This window comes from Geobacillus sp. JS12 (genome assembly GCF_001592395.1).
Lineage (GTDB): Bacteria > Bacillota > Bacilli > Bacillales > Anoxybacillaceae > Geobacillus > Geobacillus zalihae.
Map to the genome: position 1 here is coordinate 1431552 of NZ_CP014749.1, position 22082 is coordinate 1453633.

12 protein-coding genes and 6 pseudogenes are annotated in these 22082 nt (G+C 44.7%); 1 reads left to right on the forward strand and 17 read right to left on the reverse strand.

Annotation, left to right across the window (positions count from 1 at the left end):
* Positions 1-9: 9 nt before the first annotated feature.
* From iolB to A0V43_RS07070, 16 genes and pseudogenes are all read right to left on the reverse strand, one after another.
* Positions 10-837 (reverse strand): annotated as a pseudogene (gene iolB / locus A0V43_RS07000) (5-deoxy-glucuronate isomerase).
* 17 nt (positions 838-854) lie between these two features.
* Positions 855-1781, reverse strand: coding sequence for a myo-inosose-2 dehydratase (gene iolE / locus A0V43_RS07005; RefSeq protein ID WP_011231380.1), 927 nt, complete (start codon positions 1779-1781; stop codon positions 855-857).
* Positions 1782-1799: 18 nt separating this feature from the next.
* Positions 1800-3731, reverse strand: a pseudogene (gene iolD, locus A0V43_RS07010) (3D-(3,5/4)-trihydroxycyclohexane-1,2-dione acylhydrolase (decyclizing)).
* Positions 3732-3752: 21 nt separating this feature from the next.
* The gene (locus A0V43_RS07015; protein WP_063193828.1) at positions 3753-4595 is read right to left on the reverse strand and encodes a sugar phosphate isomerase/epimerase family protein; all 843 of its coding nucleotides are present in this window, start codon (positions 4593-4595) and stop codon (positions 3753-3755) included.
* Between the two features lie 15 nt (positions 4596-4610).
* Positions 4611-5614: pseudogene (locus A0V43_RS07020) on the reverse strand (ABC transporter permease).
* 18 nt (positions 5615-5632) lie between these two features.
* Positions 5633-7143, reverse strand: a pseudogene (locus A0V43_RS07025) (sugar ABC transporter ATP-binding protein).
* A gap of 176 nt (positions 7144-7319) precedes the next feature.
* Positions 7320-8288 (reverse strand): sugar ABC transporter substrate-binding protein, encoded by a 969-nt coding sequence (locus A0V43_RS07030; protein ID WP_063192727.1) that lies wholly within the window; start codon positions 8286-8288, stop codon positions 7320-7322.
* A gap of 142 nt (positions 8289-8430) precedes the next feature.
* The gene (iolG, locus tag A0V43_RS07035) at positions 8431-9456 is read right to left on the reverse strand and encodes a scyllo-inositol 2-dehydrogenase (RefSeq protein WP_063192728.1); all 1026 of its coding nucleotides are present in this window, start codon (positions 9454-9456) and stop codon (positions 8431-8433) included.
* Between the two features lie 55 nt (positions 9457-9511).
* Positions 9512-10705 (reverse strand): Gfo/Idh/MocA family protein, encoded by a 1194-nt coding sequence (locus tag A0V43_RS07040; RefSeq protein ID WP_063192729.1) that lies wholly within the window; start codon positions 10703-10705, stop codon positions 9512-9514.
* 16 nt (positions 10706-10721) lie between these two features.
* The gene (locus tag A0V43_RS20375; protein ID WP_236931024.1) at positions 10722-11363 is read right to left on the reverse strand and encodes a Gfo/Idh/MocA family protein; all 642 of its coding nucleotides are present in this window, start codon (positions 11361-11363) and stop codon (positions 10722-10724) included.
* Positions 11364-11377: 14 nt separating this feature from the next.
* Positions 11378-11725, reverse strand: coding sequence for a Gfo/Idh/MocA family protein (locus A0V43_RS20380; RefSeq protein WP_236930982.1), 348 nt, complete (start codon positions 11723-11725; stop codon positions 11378-11380).
* A 298-nt stretch (positions 11726-12023) separates the two neighbouring features.
* Positions 12024-13038: pseudogene (locus A0V43_RS07050) on the reverse strand (LacI family DNA-binding transcriptional regulator).
* Between the two features lie 193 nt (positions 13039-13231).
* Positions 13232-16365, reverse strand: a pseudogene (locus A0V43_RS07055) (alpha-mannosidase).
* A 39-nt stretch (positions 16366-16404) separates the two neighbouring features.
* Positions 16405-17229 (reverse strand): carbohydrate ABC transporter permease, encoded by an 825-nt coding sequence (locus A0V43_RS07060; protein ID WP_128578077.1) that lies wholly within the window; start codon positions 17227-17229, stop codon positions 16405-16407.
* Positions 17230-17250: 21 nt separating this feature from the next.
* The gene (locus A0V43_RS07065; RefSeq protein WP_128577994.1) at positions 17251-18186 is read right to left on the reverse strand and encodes a carbohydrate ABC transporter permease; all 936 of its coding nucleotides are present in this window, start codon (positions 18184-18186) and stop codon (positions 17251-17253) included.
* Between the two features lie 73 nt (positions 18187-18259).
* Positions 18260-19651, reverse strand: coding sequence for an extracellular solute-binding protein (locus tag A0V43_RS07070; protein WP_442899720.1), 1392 nt, complete (start codon positions 19649-19651; stop codon positions 18260-18262).
* 377 nt (positions 19652-20028) lie between these two features.
* Here A0V43_RS07070 and A0V43_RS07075 point away from each other — a divergent pair, with 377 nt between their 5' ends.
* Positions 20029-21105, forward strand: a complete 1077-nt coding sequence (locus tag A0V43_RS07075; protein ID WP_236930983.1) for a GntR family transcriptional regulator — start codon at positions 20029-20031, stop codon at positions 21103-21105.
* A gap of 100 nt (positions 21106-21205) precedes the next feature.
* Here A0V43_RS07075 and A0V43_RS07080 read toward each other — a convergent pair whose 3' ends face one another.
* Positions 21206-21970, reverse strand: coding sequence for an enoyl-CoA hydratase (locus tag A0V43_RS07080; protein WP_063192733.1), 765 nt, complete (start codon positions 21968-21970; stop codon positions 21206-21208).
* Between the last annotated feature and the right edge of the window lie 112 nt (positions 21971-22082).

Sequence of the window (22082 nt, forward strand, 5' to 3'; positions counted from 1 at the left end):
CTTTTTAGATTATTTCTCCTTCTGTTTGGCCGCGAGCTTGCTTTCCATCACCCAGTCATGGTCCGGGTCATTATGAAACTTCCACGTCCGCACCGGCCCGGCCATGACGTTCAAGTAATACCCCTCATACCCTGGGGAGCGGAAACCGGATGGTAGCCTTTCGGGACTAAGACAACATCCCCGTTTTTCACGACCATCGTTTCGTCGATGGAACGATCATCGGTGTACACACGCTGCACCATAAAACCGTGACCGGGATTGATTTTATGATAATACGTTTCTTCCAAATACGACTCATGGGGCAAGTTGTCTTGGTCATGTTTATGCGGGGGTAGCTCGACCAGTTTCCTTCCGGCGTAAACACTTCAACGACAAGCAAGCTGTCGGCCGGTTGGGATTCCGGAAGAATGTTATGCACCCGCCGTTCAATATTTCCTGCTCCCCGTATTTCGACTCCTACTTCGCTTGGGGGATCAATCGCGCCGGATATGTACCTTTCCCCGGCGCTAAACAAACCGCTACTTCCACATCCGTCATCGCTTCGACTTCATACACATCGTTTGCCGGAACATAGACCGAGTATGGCGGAACTTTCTCAAACACATCCATTCTCAATCCGATCTGTTCCCACCGCTCCAGCTTCGTAGATATGTTCGCTTTCCCTTTGAGAAGAACAAGGCAAGCCTCCTGATCCTTCGTCTCTTTTCGCAATGTTTGTCCTTTTGCCAACACATACACTTCAAACCCGACGTACTCCCACCCCACTGATTCCGGTGTTACGCGGACGACGTTCCCTTCTTCATTCGGCGAATGGCTTGGTATGATCAGTCGGCTCATCGTTTCATCCTCCCCCCTTACCGCTTTTGGGCCGCCAAGAGATGATGAACAAGGCGGTCAATATATTCTTTGGCCATTTTGGCGTACGTGTACGGGTGCGCCACAGCCGGGTCCTGTTCTGCTTCGACGATGATCCAGCCGTTATAGTCCATCTCAATCAATTTGGCAAAAATCGGAACAAAGTCAATGCATCCATCTCCAGGAACCGTAAACATGCCACGCAACACCGCCGTGCGAAAGTCGAGTTGTTCCCGTCTCACCAGCTCGAGCACATCGTGCCTTACGTCTTTCAAATGAACGTATTGAATGCGATCCGCATACCGATGCAACAGTTCAACTGGATCATATCCGCCATATAACGCATGCCCTGTGTCATACAAGAGATGGACAAGATTCGGATCCGTCAACTCCATTAAGCGATCGATCTCTTCCGCCGTTTCGACGACTGTTCCCGCGTGAAAGTGGTAAACAAGTTTCATTCCTAGCTCTTGACATATATGCGCGGCGCGATGCAATCCGTCAACAAGGGACTCCCATTCGGAATCCGTGAGCCGTTGAATCGTTTTTTCTTCTGGCGCCCGGCGCGGATCCCAGTGCATCGATCCCCCCATCTCGCAGACAATCGCATACTTGCATCCCATATCGTGCAAATATTCCGCCCAAGACCGGAACGTCTTGAGTTCCTCTTCAAGACGAGAACGGTCTGAAAAGAGCACGCCGATGAATTTGCTGGCGAGCTCGATGCCATATTGGTTCAGTTTTGCCCTCAATGACGGGGGATCTTGGGAAAAGAGGCGCCCCATTTCCGTTGCAACATACCCAAGCTCCGCCATTTCGGATAAGACTTGATCTTGGGTATAGTGATCACCCAGTCCCGGAATATCATCATTGACCCAGCTGATCGGGGCAATGCCGATACGAAAAGGATTAACCGTTTTTTCCATCTCTCTCACTCCAGTTGTTCAATATTTTCTTGCCCTTTGCAATTGTTGTTCTTTCCGCTTGTATGCCTCCGCAATTTTTGGGTTCCGGGACACTTCCGCCACCCGACATGCCACCATGACTCATAATCATGGGTCATCGTTTTTGGAAGCACCTTAATATCGATCAATGTCGACACCGATTGTTGTTTGGCATCTTCGAGCGCTTCTTTTAATTGCTCGAGCGTGTGCACTTTATACGTTTTCACCCCGTAACCGGCCGCGCTTTGCGCGAAGTCAATCGGAATCAAGCTCCCGTCTAAGCGCCCGGTTTCTTCGTTGCGGTAGCGGAATTCTGTGGCGAAACTGCCCATTCCATGACCCATTTGCAAGTTGTTAATGCAGCCGAATCCACCATTATCAAATAGGAGAACATTGATTTTTTTCTTTTCCTGAATGCTCGTTACAAGCTCCGAGTGAAGCATTAAGTAGCTGCCATCGCCGACCATCGCATAGACTTCTTTATCCGGCTCCGCCATTTTCACGCCAAGCGCACCAGCAATCTCATACCCCATGCACGAATAGCCGTACTCCATATGATACGTATTGGGCCGGCGCGCCACCCACATGCGCTGCAAATCCCCCGGCAAGCTGCCTGCCGCTCCGATGATAATGGCGTCGTCATCGATCCACTCGTTAATCGCGCCAATGACTTCCGTTTGCGTTAACGAAGAATCGAAAAACTCGGAATACTCAGTCAAAACCTCATCGAGATGGCCGGCCACCTCCGGCTGAAAGCCCGACTGGCGGTAGCGGACGTGATGCAGTCGGTTAAGCTCTTCTTCCCACGCCTTTTTCGCGATGTCTATTTCATTCGTATAGCCGGATCGATACCCGATTTTCTCCAACTCTTCGGTTAAGGCGAGAAGAGCAAGTTTCGCATCTGCCACTACGCGGACGGCATCCAATTTGCAAGCATCAAAGACCGAGACATTGATCGTCAAAAATTCTACTTCAGGATGTTGGAAAAGCTGTTTCGACCCTGTCGTAAAATCGGTGTAACGGGTGCCAATCCCAATGACCAAATCGGCTTCCTTCGCAATTATATTGGCGGCAAGGTTGCCGGTGACGCCAATTCCCCGAGATTGTATGGGTGGGCGCTTTCCACCGCGCTTTTGCCGGCTTGCGTTTCCCCGTAAGGAATGTGAAATTTCTCGGCAAACTGTTTCAGTTCTTCCGCTGCTTCCGAATAGCGGACGCCGCCGCCGCAAATGATGATCGGTTTTTTCTTTCTGCGAATGAGCTCCACCGCCTCATGAATCGCCGCTTTCGCCGGAACGCGGCGTTCAATGCGGTGAATCCGTTTTTGGAAAAAGGATTCAGGAAAATCGTACGCTTCCCCTTGCACATCTTGAGGCAAGGCAATGGTGACTGCTCCGGTGTTGGCGGGATCGGTCAGTACCCGCATCGCTTGAATCATCGCCGGCATCAGCTGCTCGGGCGGCTGATGCGATCCCAATATTTGCTGACGGCACGAAACGCATCGTTTGTGGAAATGGTCAAATCATGCCAGTGCTCGATTTGTTGAAGCACGGGATCGGGCTGTCTTGTCGCGAACGTATCTCCCGGAAGCAATAACACCGGAATGTGGTTCGCCGAAGCTGTCGCCGCTGCCGTCACCATGTTCGCCGCCCCGGGACCGACGGATGACGTGCATGCCATGATTTGCCGACGGTGTTTTTGTTTTGCAAAGGCAATCGCCGCATGCGCCATTCCTTGTTCATTGCGCCCTTGGTACACTTCGAGCTCTCCGGGATCTTCCTCAAGCGCTTGACCAAGGCCGAGTACATTACCATGGCCGAAAATCGTAAAAACACCTTTGACAAATTTCTGTACACGACCATCGAATTCCACATACTGCTGGTTTAAAAACTTGACTAATGCTTGGGCGGTTGTTAAGCGGATCGTGTTCACCGGTTTCCCTCCCGTAGATGTTCAAACTCGTTCGATCTCAAAATACCGACGGAGAACGTTTTCCATTTTGATCTTTCCGGTTTGAATTGCTGCCTCTGCCTCCCATTGCCAATACTCAGGTCGAAATAACTCAATGGACGCCATATCATTGTAACCAATGGATTGAAGCGTGCATAAAATGCCATCCAAGTCAATCACCCCGTCCCCCGGCCACACTCGATGGCGATCGCGTAACGCTCCTACCGGCAAATCTTCGCAATCATCGATATGAAAGACGAAAATGTCCGTTGGATCAGCCGTCTGCAAGTCTTCGAGCTGGGAGTTCATTGCATGGAAATGGAAGCAGTCAAGAACAAGGCCCACTTGATTGCTGTCCACCGCTTTGATAATCTCATACGCCTGTGTAAACGTGTTGACGGAACAATTCGGGTATCCGCAAAACTCGAAGGCGATTTTTACGCCGTACGGTTCGCTGAACTCTGCTAACTCTCGCAACACGCGAACGGTTTCCGCTTTGATTTCCGACTTCGTATAATCGCCGACATCAAACGTCGGGACCGCAATCACCGTTTTGCAACCAATTTGTTGACCGATTTCACATAAGAACTGCAGATCACGAAGGATTTGGCCGAATCCTTCCCCATCACGGAACGTGATAAACTCCAGCGCATTGAATGCATACGGTTTTAAACGATGAGAAGCAAAGAATTGTTTCAAGTCGTCGACCGTATAGGAAGCTAGAAATTCTTTCAACTTATCAAGTCGAATTTCAATGCCGTCATAACCATATTTTTCACATAGTTCTAAGTCATTCTTTAATGTAGAATTTTTTAGCGTCGTCGCTTCATTAAATACAAGCTTCATCATTTTCCTCCAACCCTATGATTTTCTGTTTTTGCGAGAATCAATGAACACCGCCACCGTAATAATGACTCCTTTAAGAATTTGCTGCCAATATGGCGAAACATTCAACAAGTCGAGACCGTTATTCATGACCCCGATAATGAGCGCACCGACAATCGTGCCGCCGATCGTACCGATCCCACCGGCAAGGCTTGTTCCGCCAATGACCGCGGCAGCGATGGCATCGAGTTCATACATGACCCCGGCCGTCGGCTGCCCCGAGGAAATGCGCGAGGTCAAGATGAGTCCAGCCAGCCCTGACAATAGCCCGGCATATGCGTAAACGAAAATCTTATATTTATCGACATTGACTCCGGCAATTATGGCCGCCTGTTCATTTCCGCCAATGGCATACACATATTTGCCAAACTTCGTTTTATTTAAGAGAATGTAGGAAATGACCCCCACAAGCGCAAAGATGAGAATCGGGACCGGGATTCCCACAACATCTCCTTGCCCAATCCATAAAAACGATGGCGACAAATTCCCAATCGGTCTCCCGTCGCTGAATAACAGCGCTGCCCCTCTCGCTGCTGTCATCATGCCCAATGTGACGATAAACGGGGCAATGTTCGCCTTCGAAATAATCGTTCCGTTTATGACCCCAGTCAAAAGCCCTAACCCAAGACCGATCAAAATCGGGACAATCACGGGATACGTATCGGGTGGGCAAAACTGGCGGCTACAACCGACACAAGCGCAATAACGGACCCCGATGACAAATCAATGCCGGTCGTAATAATGACGATCGTGACGCCAATCGCGACAATGCCGACCACCGACATTTGCCGAACAATATTTAATAAGTTGCCGGTTGTAAAAAATGTCGGCGAAAGAATGGACATCAAAATGACGAGTGCTATCAGAATCACCAACATGCCATATCGGTTTAAAAATCGATACAATTTGTCCTTCGACGTGGCCGTCGAAGAAATCCCTGCCTTCCCCTGTTTGTTCGTAACAGAAACTTGGCTTTCCATACCCATTCCCCCTGCTCTTTATCGCTTCGCCTCGATCAACTGGCCCGTTGCCAGCTGCATAATCCGCTCTTGGGTTGCTTCTTCCCTTGTCAGCTCTCCTGTTTTTCTTCCTTCATGCATAACGATAATCCGGTCGCTCAATCCCAATATTTCCGGCATTTCCGAAGAAACTACGACGATCGCTTTTCCCTTCTTGGCGAGATCAAAAATCAAATTGTAAATTTCCGCCTTCGCCCCTACATCAATTCCCCTTGTCGGTTCATCGAGGAACAAAATATCCGGGTTATGAAGCAGCCAACGGGCAATGAGTGCCTTTTGCTGATTGCCCCCGCTTAAATATTTGATCAACTGCTGCAAACTCGGCGTTTTAATCGCAAGCTGTTCGGCCAACCTTTGACAGTCTTCGCGGATTTTTCGTTGCTGCAAAAAACCCGCCTTCGTATACTGGTTGACCGTAACCGTGATCATGTTGTCCTCGACAGACAACGGTAAAAACAGCCCTGTCAGTTTTCGGTCTTCCGTCAACAGGCCCATCCCATATCGAATCGCGTCCCGTGCCGAGCGAATCGCAACCTTTTTTCCGTGAACATAAATGTCTCCCGCGTCCGGTTTGGCAACGCCAAAAACGCTTTCTAATACTTCTGTTCTTCCAGACCCCATCAACCCAGCAAACCCGACTATTTCTCCTTTCCGTACTTCAAAGCTCACATCATGAAATTTCCCTTTTTTCGTCAACCCTTTGACCGACAACGCCACTTCTCCGATCGGAATCTTTGGCTTATGGAAAATTTGATTCAATTCCCTTCCGACCATCATTTGAATGAGTTCATCCCTTGAAATTTGATGGCTCGGCTTCGTCCCGATGTACTTCCCGTCCCTCAGCACGGTCACCTCATCGGTGATTTGTTCGAGTTCATCCATCTTATGAGTAATATAAATAATGGATACGCCCTCTTTTTTCAAAGAGCGAATGATGTGGAAAAGGTGATGAACCTCTTTCTCCGTAATGGCCGACGTCGGTTCATCCATAATGATCAGCTTCGAATTGTAAGAGATCGCTTTCGCAATTTCCACCATCTGCATATTGGCAATGCTCAAATCCGCCATCTTCGCATTGGGTCAATATCGATCTCAAGCTGTTCAAATAGTTGTCTCGTCTTTTTAATGAGTTCCTTCATTTTGACCCAACCCGCGAACGGATAACTCGGTTCTCTGCCGAGAAAAATATTTTCCGCCACCGTCATGTTCGGAACCGGGCTCAACTCTTGATGAATCATCGAAATGCCTTTATCGAGCGCTTGTTTAATCGTGGAGACTTTCAGCTCTTCCCCGTTGAACATGATCTTGCCTTGATCGGGCGTGTAAATGCCGATCAGGATCTTCATTAAGGTAGACTTCCCCGCTCCATTTTCCCCCATCAGCGCATGTACAGTTCCTCTTTTCACTCTCAGCTGCACGCGATCCAAAGCCTTTACTCCAGGAAACTCTTTTGTAATATCGATCATTTCCAATACATAATTGTTGCTCATTCGTACCCCGCCTTTTCGCTATAGATTGCCCCTTTTATCAAAGCGGATGGTTGCCCCACGGCTTTATAACGTCGGCCGTTCTATGAGCTTAGGTAGGCTAGTTTCACAAAGGAAAAGTGAATGTTAGGAAGGATGTCAGCAACGCGGCAGCATCCTTCCTTTTCACTCTTCTTTTCTCATTGCCACTTTTTGATGTACTCATCGACATTCTCTTTCGTAACCAGCTCATACGGAATCCAATTGTATTTCTCTACTTTTTCTCCTTTTGCCGCTTTAATAGCCGTCTCTAATCCAGCTTGTCCTTGGCCTTTCGCGTTTTGATAGACGGTGACTTTTAATTTTCCTTGCTTAACATATTCAAGAGCATCCGGCGTCGCATCAACTCCTGCTACAACAACATCATTTAACTTTCCAGCAGCCTCCAGTGCCATAATCGCACCGATGGCCATTTCATCATTGTTAGAGACAACAGCATCAATTTTTTTGCCAGACTGCAACCAGTTTTCCATCAGCGCCATTCCCTTTGCACGATCCCATTCTGCTGTTCCTTCTAGAACGACTTTCATCCCCGGATATTTTTTGATCACTTGCTTGTTTCCTTCGGTCCGTTTGATCTGCGCTTCATGCCCCATTTGACCGTTCATAATGGCAATGTTTCCTTTACCGCCTAACATTTTTGCTACTTCTTCCATTTGCATAATGCCGGATTTGATTGACTCTGAACCGACGTAAGCGGTCGCTTTGTCTACCCCATCAAAGATACGGTTGACAACCACGATTGGAATGTTCGCTTGATTCGCCTTTTCTACCATTTGCGGTGCCGAAACCGTATCAACAGGAATCAAGACAATGGCATCCACTTTTTGTTGAACAAAGTTTTCCACTTGAGACAATTGCTTGTTTGCGTCATTCATCGCATCGACGTAAATGACTTCTACATCTTTTTGCGTTTTGGCATACTCTTTCATTCCGTCTTGCAAGTAACTTAGCCATTTGTCATCAAAATCCGGAAGGGCTGCGCCAATGACGATTTTGCCCGATTTGTCTCCCGATTGGGCTGTTTCTTGTTGTTTGTTACAACCAAACAGCAACGAAAAACTAAACAGCAATACGACTAACGACACCCACTTCATTCGACCTTTCATCTTCCTTTTGCCCCCTTTTCCCCTTTATTTCTTTAAAGCTTCTTTGTCCATAGCGGCCTTTCTCGCCACTCCATAGGGAGCGAAAGCCGCTGCGAACCATGTTCTATGACAAACGAAGCCAAAGTGGCCTCGCTGCCGTCAATTAACGTGTTTGCTCAGCTACATGCCCTTCGAGCCATACTGTTTTTCCGGTGTCAAACGATTCAGTCGCCGCAATGGCGATTTTTAAGTTCACTTTTCCATCAATTTCGGTTACTTTTGGCGTTTGCCGGTTTTGAATGCATTCGATAAAGTGGACAAGCTCTAAACGGTATGCATCATTGAAGCGCGTTTGGAAATCAGGGATGATTTCGTACGTGCTTCCTTTGGCATTCAGCAATGTGACATTTTGGTTGCGCAAAGTGCCAATAAACAGCGAACCTTCTGTACCGATGATTTCTGTACGAATATCGTGCCCGTATGGCGAGTTCCGGCTTGCCTCGATATCCCCGGCTGCGCCAGAGTCAAAGTGGACATACGTAATCGCCTGGTCTACGTCTTTAAACTCTTCCATAAACGGATGCAAGAGCACCCTTCCATGAGCAGAAACAGATGTAATTTCCGCCCCCATTAAGTAACGGGCAATATCATAGTCATGAATCGAAACATCCAAAAATACGCGGCCGCTATGTTGGATAAACTCAGCCGGGGGCGAACCTGCATCTCTTGTAATCCCTTTAAAGTAGATCGGCTTGCCAATATCCCCCGCTTCGATTCTTCGCTTCGCCTCGGCATAAGCGGGATCGAACCGTCTCATAAAGCCGACTTGGCAAATGACGCCTGTCTCCTGAATCGTTTGAATAATTTCATCAGCTTCCTCTAAACTTTGGGTAAGCGGTTTCTCCACGAAGATCGCTTTGCCGTTTCTAGCTGCTTTTGCAATCATCTCTGCATGAGTGCTCGTCGGGGTTACGATCACGACGGCATCGATTGTCGGATCCTCGAATACATCATCAGGATTCTTCGTCCATCGCTCAATCCCATACTCTCGCGCAAACTGCTCCGCTCTTTCTCCAAGAGGGTCGACCACACTCACCAGTTTCGCGCCGCTTATTTGGTGAGTGGCCAGGTTTTTCGCATGGTGGTGTCCAAGGCGCCCTAGCCCAAGAACTGCACAACGAACGGTCATGATCCACACACCTTTCTTTTCTTAATGTAACCGTTTTCTAAATCGTCGTATTTCATCAACGTGATTGCACTTGCACTGACGGTAGCACTTCAGAAATGCTTACCCATCCCCCAGTTTGCACCGACCGTTCCACCGCCTCAAGCACAGCTTGATTGCGAACACCGTCTTCGAAGTTCGGCGAAGGGCTGTACCCGCCGGCAATGCCATTCATCATTTCCACCAACAAGTTAATAAATGTATGTTCATAGCCAATAATGTGCCCAGCCGGCCAATAAGCCGAGGCATACGGATGCTCCACCTCTGTGCAGTTGATCGTCCGGAATCCTTGCAGTCCGCGCTCATCGTCTTCGAGGTACACTTGAAGGTTATTCATATTTTCCATGTCCCAACGAATCGAGCCGCGTTCCCCATTAATTTCAAAACGGTTGCCTGCCCGATTCCCTCTGCTAAAACGGCTGACTTCAAACACTCCTAAAGCCCCGTTTTCAAAACGGGCCAAGAAGGCGGAGGCATCATCAACATCCACTTCTCCCCATGCCGTGCCTTCAACGCGCCCTTTTAAATGGATATCCATATCTCCAAGCGGCCGTTTTTTAATAAACGTCTCCATCATGCCGACAACTTCGCGGAATTCTCCGACTAAGAAACGGGCCAGGTCGATAATATGCGCCCCAAGATCTCCGTGTGTGCCTGATCCAGATACTTCTTTTTTCAGGCGCCATATTAACGGGAAGTTCGGATCCATCAGCCAGTCTTGCAAAAACGTAGCACGAATGTGGTAAATTTTCCCCAGTCGCCCTTGTGCGATCAACTGCTTGGCAAACTGAACCGCCGGAGCAAAACGATAATTGTGACAAATCATATGAACTACACCTGCTCGCTTGACAGCTTCCAACATTTCAAGCGATTGTTCCAATGTGAGAGCAAGCGGTTTCTCACAAATGATATGTTTTCCTGCTTTCGCTGCCGCGATTGCAATTTCCGCATGCGTATTGTTTGGAGTAACAATATCGATGACATCGATATCATCCCGTTCAATCAGGCGGCGCCAATCTGTTTCATACGATGCCCATCCCATTTTTTGCGCCGCTTCTTTAACTCCTTGCTCATCCCGACCCGCAATGGCTTGCAGAACTGGGATGACATCTGTGTCGAAGTAAAAGGGAAGATCGCGAAACGCATGGCTATGCGCTTTTCCCATAAACTTATAACCAACCATGCCAATCCGGATTTGTTTTTTCTCTTTCATTCTCTCACCCGCCTTTTTATTTTGACGGAGCTGTTTGGCGAAAGTCGATTATTTTCCCCGTTTTAGCACTTTCATAAATCGCCTCTAGCAATTGAATCGAGCGGAATCCATCTTCAGCTGTCACCGGAGGCTTTGTTCCATGGATAATGGCATCAATAAACAGACGATCCTCTTCCTTATATCCCCATTTTTCTTCAATGGATAATTGATAGAAATCATGAATGTGCGCCGCCTGCTGCAACCCTGGGGCATACATGACTTTTTCGAGTTCTTGGGTTGCGACCGTGCTATACTTCCCATAAACCTCCAAACTCTCAAACGGAAAGCTCCATCCGGCATGAGCATACGTCACAAAATTGACGATCGTCCCCGAGACAAATGTCATCATAATCGCGAATGTATCTAATTCCTCTGTCGAAATGTTTTGTTTTGCTTCGCAGTAAACCGTTTGTACTTCACCAAATAAATAACGGCATAGATCCATCAAATGGAAAGGAGTTTCATACAAGAAGCCTCCCGTCACCTTCGGGTTTGCCGTCCAAGGAGGATTTAACAGTTCACCGCGGTTCATTTTTACATGAGCCAAATAGGGGGTTACCTCCCCGGAATCAATCAATTCCTTGACTCTTTTGTACACCGACGCATACCGGCGGTTCATTCCCAAGTTGTAAATCACCTTTGATCGTTCAGCCGCTTGCCTGATCTGCTCTGCCCCTCCAAAGAAGTCGCCATCGGTTTTTCTGAGAACACATGCACATTGTTTTCCAGACATTTTAGTACCGGCTCAACATGCATCGTGTTTGGCGTCGTCACGTAAACAGCATCTACACCAAGATCAAATAATTCCTCGAGGCTTTTGACCGCTTTTGCTTCCCCGGCTTCCTTCGCCAATGAAGCGGCTCTTTCTTCCACAATATCCGCTACCCCAATAATTTGAACCCGCTCATCTTTCTTTAGGATCGACGTATGTACCTTGGCAATCCCTCCGGCTCCCAAAATTCCTACTTTCACCCGAGTCATTATTTTCTCCTCCTCATCTCCGTTGTAGCAGGGAAGCGCTTTCTAATACATCGAAAACAATGGTTATCATGTCCATTAATAAATAGTGCAATCTAATCCCATCAAACTTTTTGAGCAAGCGCTTTCCTTTTGTTTTTTATTTTACCCTCAACCTATTATTTTATCAAGTGTTTTTTCTAAATTTATAGAATTTTTATTAAAAAATAAAAGAACAGCTATTTACAGCTGTTCTTCTCATTAAATTCAACGTTTTCTTCGGTAACATCTATTATTTCATAAAAACAATCTGCTCACATCCTTACGATTTCACTTTAGCGATATGACAGGCCGATTTCCTTACCACTAGATGAGGCGGCAAAATGATCCGCTGTTTCGTATGATTGGTCTCTTCAATTTGGGCAATTAGCAGGTCAACCGCTTGCCTTCCCATTTCTTCAATAGGTTGGGCGACTGTCGTCAACGGCGGGTCGATAATGGCCGATAAAATCGTATTATCAAATCCAACCACCGACAGATCATCGGGAATGCGGAGTCCCAACTCTTTGGCCGCCTGATAAATGCCAACGGCAAGAGAATCAAAACAGGCAAAAATCGCTGTCGGCCTTGGGGTCAGCTGCAACAGCTCCATCGCCGCCCTTTTTCCATCAGCCATCGAATAGTCCGTATATACAATCCAAGATTCTTCGCATTTCAAGCCGTTCTCTTGAAGCACCTGCTGATAGGCCTGCAGCCTGTATTTATCGCTTGTGCGACTTAAATTCCCAAGCATGATCGCGATCTGTTGATGTCCTAGGGAAACAAGATGCGAGACAGCCTGATATCCCCTAAAAAATCATCAACTCTCACCACGTTAATAGCCAGCTCCGGGATGTCTTGGGCAATAAAAACCAAAGGGAAATTCTCTTCCAACAGCTCTTTGATCATTGTATAATTGTTCGTTGTGGTTCCGATAATGATGCCATCCACGCTTTTTTGGCGCAATAAAGAAAGATACATTTCTTCCGTCTCCGGGTTGTTATCCGTATTGCACATCAGAACGTTAAATCCCTGTTCTCTCCCCGATCTTCCACTTTCCTAGCGATTTCAGAAAAAAATGGGTTTGCTACGTCAGGGATGACAAGGCCAATCGTTCTTGTCCGCTTCCCAGTCAACGCCGAGGCGACCATGCTCGGTTGATAATGCAGCTCTTCCATTACCCGAAGGACTCTTTTTCTCGTTCTTTCACTAATGCGCCCGGTATTGTTGAGTACTCTTGACACCGTTGAAATGGATACACCAGCTTTTTTGGCAACGTCGTAAATGGTTACTTTCATCGCTCATCATTCTCTCCATCTGTTGTAGTCAAGCTCGTTAGGTAAAGCGCTTGCTCTTCTTAATGTTATTTTAATGGTTTTTCCACTTTCTTTCAATACAATATAGAAAAAGATCCCTTTATATCCGGCCAGAAGGAAGATTTCTAACCAGCAAGGGGATTTTTCTTAAACAACAATATACAAATTATTTATACTATTTGAGATCTATGAGAAACGTCTTGATTTCATATGGATTTATATCAAATTCCAATTTCTCACTTATCGTTCCTTCCCTACCTCCCTTTCCATAAGATCACACTCTTGCCAAGCGAAGATGGGCAAATCGCTTGTTATATACACTTTGTTTCTTCTGCCTGTAAATTCATGTAATCGAAGAACAATCCGATTGGAATCCTCAGCTCTTTTTACAACATCTACCATAATGTTGTCAGTATTGGTACCAAACAATGAATATTTTTTTCTAATCGGCTCTCCTACGGCGTAAGTTAAAGGATTATTTAGATACCATGCTTCTTTTACCGTATTGCCTTCTACCCAGTCTCCTTGATGCGGAAGTAAGGAGTAAGTAAAAATGTGATACCCTTGATCTTGTTGATAGTCTGGATAGGTGGCAGATTTAATCAGTGATAGTCTTATCACATTATCTTTAATATCATAGCCATATTTGCAGTCATTCAATAAACTAACCCCATATCCTGTTTCTGATAAATCAGCCCATTGATGCGCAACTGTTTCAAACTTCGCGTAATCCCAACTTGTGTTCCAATGTGTAGGTCTTTTCACATTACCAAATTGGATATCATAGGTCGCTAATGTAGAACGGATCTTGACAGGGAACGCCACCTTTAACAGCTGGTTCTGTTCCTTCCAATCTACCTCTGTCTTAAAATCTATTCTTCTGCTATGTGTGTACAGAATCATATCTTGTTTGATAATGGAGTCCATATATTTCCACTCAAAATGGATAACGGCATAAAGCGATGTTATTTCCTTTATGCTTACATGTTGTAAATCCTCTACCTCTCGCTTTTTCTCTTGGTAAAATATATCAATATCCCAAGCATCAAAGCGTAGAGGTTTATCCTCAAACACTTGTAATACATTTCCACATTTTCCTTCATCTAAGACCTCCCGTTTGGCCTGAAGATCATAAATGGAGATAATTTGCCCTTTATCATTCCATTTAATTTTGTAGTACGGTGAAATAACTTCAGAAGAACCTATATGGAACATAGTAGTTCGAACCAAAGTATCATCCGATTCCCCGGCATAAAAATGAATTGTGCTGAATCCTAGAGGCGGAACATCTTCTACTAATATAACCCAATTGTCACCAACTCTTTCTGCCTTTAACTCTCTCCCTGACACATCCTTCCATATCCCTTTTTCGGTCTCTACAGTTACCGGAATTCGAATTAAATCTGTCCTTACCCAAGGAGAGGAGTTGAACACTATAACTGTATCCCCTTTCTTCTCGACTATAATGCTCTCGCTTAGGTTTTTCCAAGCACTTAATGCATACTTTTCAGCTTTCTCATATTCCTCTCTACTATCCTCATAGACTTCACGAATAGAGGAACCAGGAATAATATCGTGGAACTGATTGCGTAAAATTATTTTCCATCCTTCATTTAACCGTTCAAAAGGATAACGGGACCAATCGGAATTTAACGTCGCCGATACAATTCCCATCCATTCCGTCTCACGGTACAGAAGTTCCATCTTTCGATTCATTCTCTTATTGTAAGCCTGGCTCGTATAGGTTCCGCGGTGATACTCAAGATAAAGTTCTCCATCCCATACATGTACATATTGATCCGTATTTCTAATTTTTTCGTTTAACCGTTCAAAAAATTCATCTGCTCTACCAGTTTCTACATTCGGCAATCCAGGGATATCGTTTAGGCGGCGGCGCATCTCCAACATTTCTCTATTTACCCCTCCCCCGCCATCTCCGTAACCATACGATAAAAGCAACTCTTGATTAATTGCCTTATCTCTATATGCCTCCCAAATCCCCTGCACCGTCTCAGGTGTAATTACCCCGTTATAAGTGTAAAACCACCAGTTTTTGTTGGGCTCAGGAGTTGTAATAAAGTGTGTAAGTATCTCACTTCCATCAATCCCTCTCCATATAAATGTATCATGAGGCATCCGATTATACTGGTTCCAGCTGATTTTCGTCGTCATAAACGCATGAATCCCGGATTTTTTAAGAATCTGCGGCAAGGCCCAGTTATATCCAAACACATCCGGAAGCCATAAATACTTGCACTCTACACCGAACTCTTTACGCAAAAAACGAGTTCCCATAAGTATTTGTCGTACCAATGATTCCCCGGAGGGAATGTTACAATCCGCTTCTAGCCACATCGCTCCTCCCGCTTCCCAACGCCCTTCCGCAACCCGCTTCCGAATTTGCTCGAATATTTCAGGATAATCCGATTTAATATATTCATATAGCTGAGGCTGGGTTTGCAAAAAAATGTACTCTGGGTATTTCTCCATTAGTCGAAGCACTGTAGAAAATGACCTCGCAGCCTTTTCCCTTGTATGCTTAAGGCGCCAAAGCCAGGCAACGTCGATGTGTGTATGCCCAATACAACGAATAGTTACCGGATGTTTTTTCTCCATTCTCTTTAATTCACCTTTAATCATTTCAAGGGCTATGGCGACGGAATTGTAGAATGAATCCGACTTCGGTTTAGACCAATCAATTTGCCGAAATGCACGATCCAACAATGAAAGAAGCAATTGACGCTCGGGAGAGTGCTGACCAAGAACTTTCACCGTTCCAAGAATAGCTTTCCCGGTGAAAAACAAATCATCAGTAACCTCATCAAGCCAAGCTACCTCTGCCCGTTTTATCTTATGTTCCTGCGATTTCGGAATCCCCCCTCCTTCAAGGCCAGACCATAGGCGAAACGTTAAACTTATTTTAGCGCCAGCCGAACCTTTTGGAAAAAACACTTCCATATGATTGGAATCTACACCTTGATATGGAGAACCGTTTAAGTATAAAAGTGACTCGAATCCTGAGTTATTTCCCTCGCCGGTTTTGCCAAAATCAAATAGACCTACTATCTCCTTTCCCTTCCATTGTTCCGGAATATCAATATCAGCTTGAAGCCAAGCATAGACATCCCTTCCACTCCAATAATCGCCTATCCTAATTTCCTTCCATTCTTTTGTTTCCGGCGGACGGGCACCTACCTCCCCTTTTTCATCTACCAAAAAGCGAAACTTAGGAATTAAAATCGCTTCGCGATAGCGATGCTCCGACAACTCATTAATACGAGCTTCCAATTTTTCTTCAGTTAAAAACATATCAAGTCTCCCCTTTGATTTTATTGTCGCAAATTTCACTTATCCTTTTGTTGCTCCCCCAAAATTAAACCCTTCTGACATGAAACGTTGACTAATCATGTAAAGAATGATCGGGGGAATTGTATAAATGAGAGAAAAAGCAGCCAATTTCCCATATTCAACCAAACCGTATTGCCCAAAAAATTGATATATTGTTACGGATGCTGGGAGTTTCTCCGGTGATTGTATTAAGATATAGGGAACAAAAAAATTCCCCCAACTTAGAGTAAAAGTGAAAATAGCAACTGTACAAATTCCCGGAATCATCAATGGAGCCACAATCTTTTGAAGTCCTTTCAACACCGATGCTCCGTCTATCCATGCAGATTCCTCTAATTCAAGCGGTACGGCATCCATAAAGTTTTTCGTCATCCAAATCGCATAAGGCAACGAGGAGGATGCAAGAAACAACATCGTGCCTAACAACGAATCATGCAAATTCAAAAACATAAACAATTGGTACACCGGAACCATTACAGCGGTAATCGGTAATGATGTCATAAATAAAATGGTCAAAAGAAAGGGCTTCTTATACTTGAGCTGGTATCTTGATAACGGATACGCCGCTAATGTAGCGGCTACTACTGTTATAAACGACTGACCAAGCGAGAGAAAAACTCCGATTAAAAGAGAGCGTTGATTAGTCTTATCTGTTAAAACCGAAGTGAAATTTTCCACACTAATTGTTCTCGGAATCCTCAACGACACTGTAGCATGGGGATCAAACGATGCAAAAAGGATCCACAGCAAAGGAAGCAAAAACACTATTCCTATAAAACTAAGTACAATATATGGGATAAATTTTTCTAATGTGCTCTTAGTCATCTGCATCCCCGCCTCTTCCCTTTAAACTTTAACTTTTAACAAACGGATATATAGTAAACTTGCAATTATTCCAATCAGTAACATCGCCAATGAGATAGCCGTCCCGTAACCTAACTGATAATTAACAAAAGCCTGATTGTACATGTAAATAGGAAGGGTTTGAGTCGCCATTCCAGGTCCACCGCCTGTTAAAGCATAAATTAATGTAAATACACCTAACGTTTGTAATGTAACGAGAATCATATTTGTAACAATTTGTCCCTTAATCACAGGAATAATGATTTTCCACAACCTCTGCCATCCTGTTGCGCCATCAATAATTGCTGCTTCTTCTAACGACTTAGGAACATTGTCGAGAGCAGATTGGAACACTAACATGGAAAATGCTGTTCCATGCCAAATATTAGCGATAATCACACTAACCATCGGAAAAGTAAATAACCATGCAATAGGTTTAATCCCAATCCATTGGAGCATAGTATTTAATGTACCATGTTCATTTAAAAAAGCGAAAAAAGCAAATGCAACCACAATTTCCGGGGTAACCCACCCTGCAAGCACAGTAGCCCCTATAACACGCCGAAATGTGCGATTCCTTTCTTTCATCAATAGGGCTAGTATAAACCCTAATACTTGTTGGCCGATAACAGCAGAAAAAACAAGAAAAATTATCGTTTTAATAACACTCACTCGGAAGTTAGGATCTGAAAACATATACATAAAATTTTTAAAACCGACAAACTCTATCGCTTGAGCAGTCATACCAGTAAGCGACATGTTGGTAAAGGCGAAGTAAAAAGTTAGCAAAATCGGACCTATAAAAAAGATCACTAACAATGAACAAGCGGGAAACAAGAACAAAATCGACCTCAATATCAAACGGTGGTCCCTTTTATTTTGGACATATGAAAAGTGTCGTATATTTCGATGGATATTTTTTCGCATCTCAGCATCCATAGGCATCCACCTTCCAAAAAAGTGGTGTAAAAGTGATCATCTTTTAAGATGATCACTTTTATATCCGTTTCTATTATTCCCGAACCTCTACATTTTCGGATCCTACTATACGTGTAACCTCCCTTGCATACTGATCCATCGCCTCTTTAGGGCTAAGACTCCCTGTCGCAACCGCTTCTACAGCTGCCTGGATAGCAGTAGAAACCGCTGGATATTTATCTACCCCAGGTCTAAAATGTGTAAATTTAATAAAGCTAGCGGCTTCTTTTGTGACACTTCCAGGAGCGTTAAGCACTTCTGGGTCCTGAGCAACATCAGTACGTGGGGTCAAATCCCCTTGCTTCAGGACATATAATTTGTTATATTTTTCGCTTGTAGCCAACTTAATAAATTCCCATGCTAAATCCTTATTGTCAGCTTTAGTCGGAATCGAGAGTGCCCATCCTCCGGACATTGAGGTAAAACCCGGATCCTGTCCATGTTGTGTCGGCATTGCAGTCAGTTTATATACTTTTGTCCCTTCCGGCCAAGGTGAAGGACCTCCCTCTCTCCAAACCCCTGGAACCCAATTCCCGTTCAATACAATGCCTACTTTTTCCTTGGGCATTAACTCTGTCTGAACAATGTCCCCAGCTTTCCCTGTCAATACCTGTGATAATTCCGGCCCTAGACCACTCGAATAAATTTCATGGATAAACTCGAGGGAATCCAAGAATCCTCGGCTTTTAACAACCCACTTTTTTGTATCAAAATTGTAAAGTGTATCATTTGTTCCATACAGAAGCATTTCAAACGTCTGCATCGACGTTGCCTCTCCTGTTGCCTTGCCGGAATTTGCCCAGAACGGGACAACCCCCGGTACTTTCTCTTTAATGGTTTTTGCGGCCTCTAACACATCATCCCAGCTTTTTGGGCTCCATGGTACCGGAAGACCTGCTTTACGAAAAATATTTACGTTATACCAAAGCCCACGTGTATCTGTACTATAAGGAACGCCATATATCTTTCCATCAACAGCTGTTACTCCTTGCTTGACCCTGTCATTAAAATTTTTCCAGTCATCCCACTGATCAATGTATTTATCTAGAGGGTCGATATTGCCAGCGGCTGCATCGGAGTTAATCATAAACGTATCTTCTGTAACGATATCGGGAGCTGTTTGCTCATTCTTTACCATCAAAGCGAGTTTGGCAAAAAAGTCTCCTTCCGATGCTTGAATTGGTACAAATCGGACTTTTACCCCTGGATGTTTTTGTTCAAATTCTGTTTTTACAGCATTTAACCACTCTTTTAAACCCGTATTTCCGGAACCGAAGTCACGGAAAGCGATTTCAATACTGTTTTTAGAATTACTAGCGTTGCTATCCCCTTCCTGGTTAGAGGATGGATTAGAACAAGCCCCTAAAATCAACACAAGCGAAACCATAAACGTTGCAACTAACCTCTTAGCGAAAGACAGAAACATACAATACATCAATCCCCTTTCATAATTTAAAGAAATCATACCTGTTTTCCCAATAGAAAATTCGTATTTTCCCTTTTAGAAATTACAACTTAAAGTTCTAATCACCCCCTTTGTTAATTTCCCCTAATCAATCAAGCAACCACCCCTAACTTGTAATCTTTATAATAATGTATATTCAACATCCTAACTGAATATTAACACAATTCAGTTATATTGTAAATCCCCGATCTTTTTTATCTTAATATTTAAGCTGAAAGTCACAATATGTTCTTTACTTTACAAAACCTCATCTAAGTTGTATATTTGTTATATATCAAGTAAAGGAGGAGGTTCCCATAGTTAGAATCCCCTTTTATATGCAAATACGTCAGTATATTATGGATAATATCCAACAAAAAAAGTGGAAACCTAACGATAAAATCCCTTCTGAAAACGAACTGGCCGAACAATTTAAGGTTAGCAGAATTACTGTAAAAAAAGCATTAGATTCTTTAGTGGAAGAAGGAATTATTTATCGCATTCAAGGCAGAGGTTCATTTGTGGCTAAAGAAGAAGATTCTGAAAATATCATCTATCAAAACAAAGTTTCACAACAGAACTCGAGTAAACTGATAGCTTGTATCATTCCACGCTTAAATAGCCAGTTTATAACTATTATGGTGGGTGAAATTGAGAAACTTCTCTCCCAGCATGGCTACCGTGTTATTTTGTGCCAAACATATGATTCACAGCAACTCGAGACGCAAACATTAAAAGAGGTTCTTCGCTTAGGAGTAGATGGAATTATCATTTATCCCGCGGAAGGAGAAACCTATAATGAGGAGATTCTTAAATTAACGATAGAAAAATTTCCTCTAGTCCTTATAGACCGTTACTTTCGAGGAATTGGTGCTAATAGCGTCTGCACGGATAATATTTTAGGCGCCTACGAGGCAACAAAGCATTTGCTTGATTTAGGGCATGCTAAAATAGGGATCATCTCTAGTATTCCGGAAGGAACAACTAGCATCGAGGACAGAATTAAAGGATTTGAAAAAGCACTAACAGAGTATAATATTCCCATCGATCATCACTTGTATCTCTTAGATCTTACACTTGGGGAGCACGATAATACAAATAAGGATAAAATCAGGGACTTCCTCTCTAACCATCGAGACATCACCGCCCTATTTGTGATAAATAATGGCCTGACAGTTATGGAAGTAGCCCTAGAAATGGGCTACACTATTCCACAAGATTTATCTATTATCATGTTTGATGACTATGAGTTTTCGCATCTTCTCAAGGTTCCGCCTACATGCATGAGGCAACAAGAAAAATTATTGGGGCAAGAAGCTGTAAAACTAATCATATCGACAATTGAAAATCCGTTACAAAAACGTCAGCAAATTTTTGTGCCTCCAAAACTTATTGTTAGAAGTTCGACTGCACCGTTTAAAGTAAAATCTAACTGACAAGATGATTTAACACAATTTTTTTTCCGTTGAAAACTAAAAGCAACTCCTGCCAAGTACGCTTGAGCGTAATTGGGCAGGAGTTGATCATTGCATTTTCCTACCTCCCCCGAAACACCGGCTTCCGCTTTTCTAAAAAGGCGCGAACGCCTTCGCGGTGGTCTTCGGTTTGCCGCATGCGCTGTTGGGCGTCGGTTTCGAGTTCGAGCACGCGAAGCAACTCTTCTTTTGTTTGTTCGACGTACACCATTTTCGTGGCGATCATGGCTTGAAGCGGTTTTTCCCGCAAGGAAGCGATGAATTGTTCGGCTTGCTCCTCATTGTCAACGACGAGATCGACAAGTCCAAGGTGTTGCGCTTCGTCCGCGCTCATCGGTTTTCCTTCCCAAATGATCTGTTTGGCTTTCGCCGTGCCGACCCGCTGGGCCAGGAAGAAATGCCCGCCGCCGTCAGGGACGAGACCGATGCCGATGAAATTCATCGCCAAGCGTGCTTCTTTCGTGGCGATGAGGCAATCGCTCGCCAAGGCAAAGCTGAACCCAAGGCCGGCCGCTGGGCCATGGATGAGCGAAACGGTGATTTTCGGCATCGTATACAAGAGCATGATCATCTCCTGAATCGTTTTCATCACGGTTTGAAATTGGCTCGGGTCATCAACCGCCAGCATTGTCTTAATGTCGCCGCCCGCAGAAAATCCTCTCCCTTTGCCGCGGATGACGACAACGGAAGCATCACTTTCCTTGATTTTCCGCAGCGCGTCGACGAGTTCCGTTAGCATTTGCACATCCATAGCATTTAACGCCTGCGGGCGGTTCAGTTCCAATATCGCTTTGTTTTGGTCAAATGTCAGCACAACCGTTTCCATGGCTCTCCTCCTCTGAATGATGATTCATTTCTTTTCATTCGCCATGAAGAAGGTTTTTTCCTTGTTGGCGGCAAAAATATCATGTTCTCCAACACATCCATGCTTGACATCT

Excerpts from the sequence above, each read along its gene's own strand:
- A0V43_RS07075 (WP_236930983.1), top strand. The coding sequence starts at position 20,029 with ATGGATAATATCCAACAAAAAAAGTGGAAACCTAACGATAAAATCCCT.
- A0V43_RS07040 (WP_063192729.1), bottom strand. The coding sequence starts at position 10,705 with ATGAAAGAGAAAAAACAAATCCGGATTGGCATGGTTGGTTATAAGTTT.
- A0V43_RS07015 (WP_063193828.1), bottom strand. The coding sequence starts at position 4,595 with ATGAAGCTTGTATTTAATGAAGCGACGACGCTAAAAAATTCTACATTA.
- A0V43_RS07030 (WP_063192727.1), bottom strand. The coding sequence starts at position 8,288 with ATGAAAGGTCGAATGAAGTGGGTGTCGTTAGTCGTATTGCTGTTTAGT.
- A0V43_RS07080 (WP_063192733.1), bottom strand. The coding sequence starts at position 21,970 with ATGGAAACGGTTGTGCTGACATTTGACCAAAACAAAGCGATATTGGAA.
- A0V43_RS07065 (WP_128577994.1), bottom strand. The coding sequence starts at position 18,186 with ATGGATGCTGAGATGCGAAAAAATATCCATCGAAATATACGACACTTT.
- A0V43_RS20375 (WP_236931024.1), bottom strand. The coding sequence starts at position 11,363 with ATGAACCGCCGGTATGCGTCGGTGTACAAAAGAGTCAAGGAATTGATT.
- A0V43_RS07070 (WP_442899720.1), bottom strand. The coding sequence starts at position 19,651 with ATGTTTCTGTCTTTCGCTAAGAGGTTAGTTGCAACGTTTATGGTTTCG.
- iolG (WP_063192728.1), bottom strand. The coding sequence starts at position 9,456 with ATGACCGTTCGTTGTGCAGTTCTTGGGCTAGGGCGCCTTGGACACCAC.
- A0V43_RS07060 (WP_128578077.1), bottom strand. The coding sequence starts at position 17,229 with ATGACTAAGAGCACATTAGAAAAATTTATCCCATATATTGTACTTAGT.
- A0V43_RS20380 (WP_236930982.1), bottom strand. The coding sequence starts at position 11,725 with ATGACTCGGGTGAAAGTAGGAATTTTGGGAGCCGGAGGGATTGCCAAG.
- iolE (WP_011231380.1), bottom strand. The coding sequence starts at position 1,781 with ATGGAAAAAACGGTTAATCCTTTTCGTATCGGCATTGCCCCGATCAGC.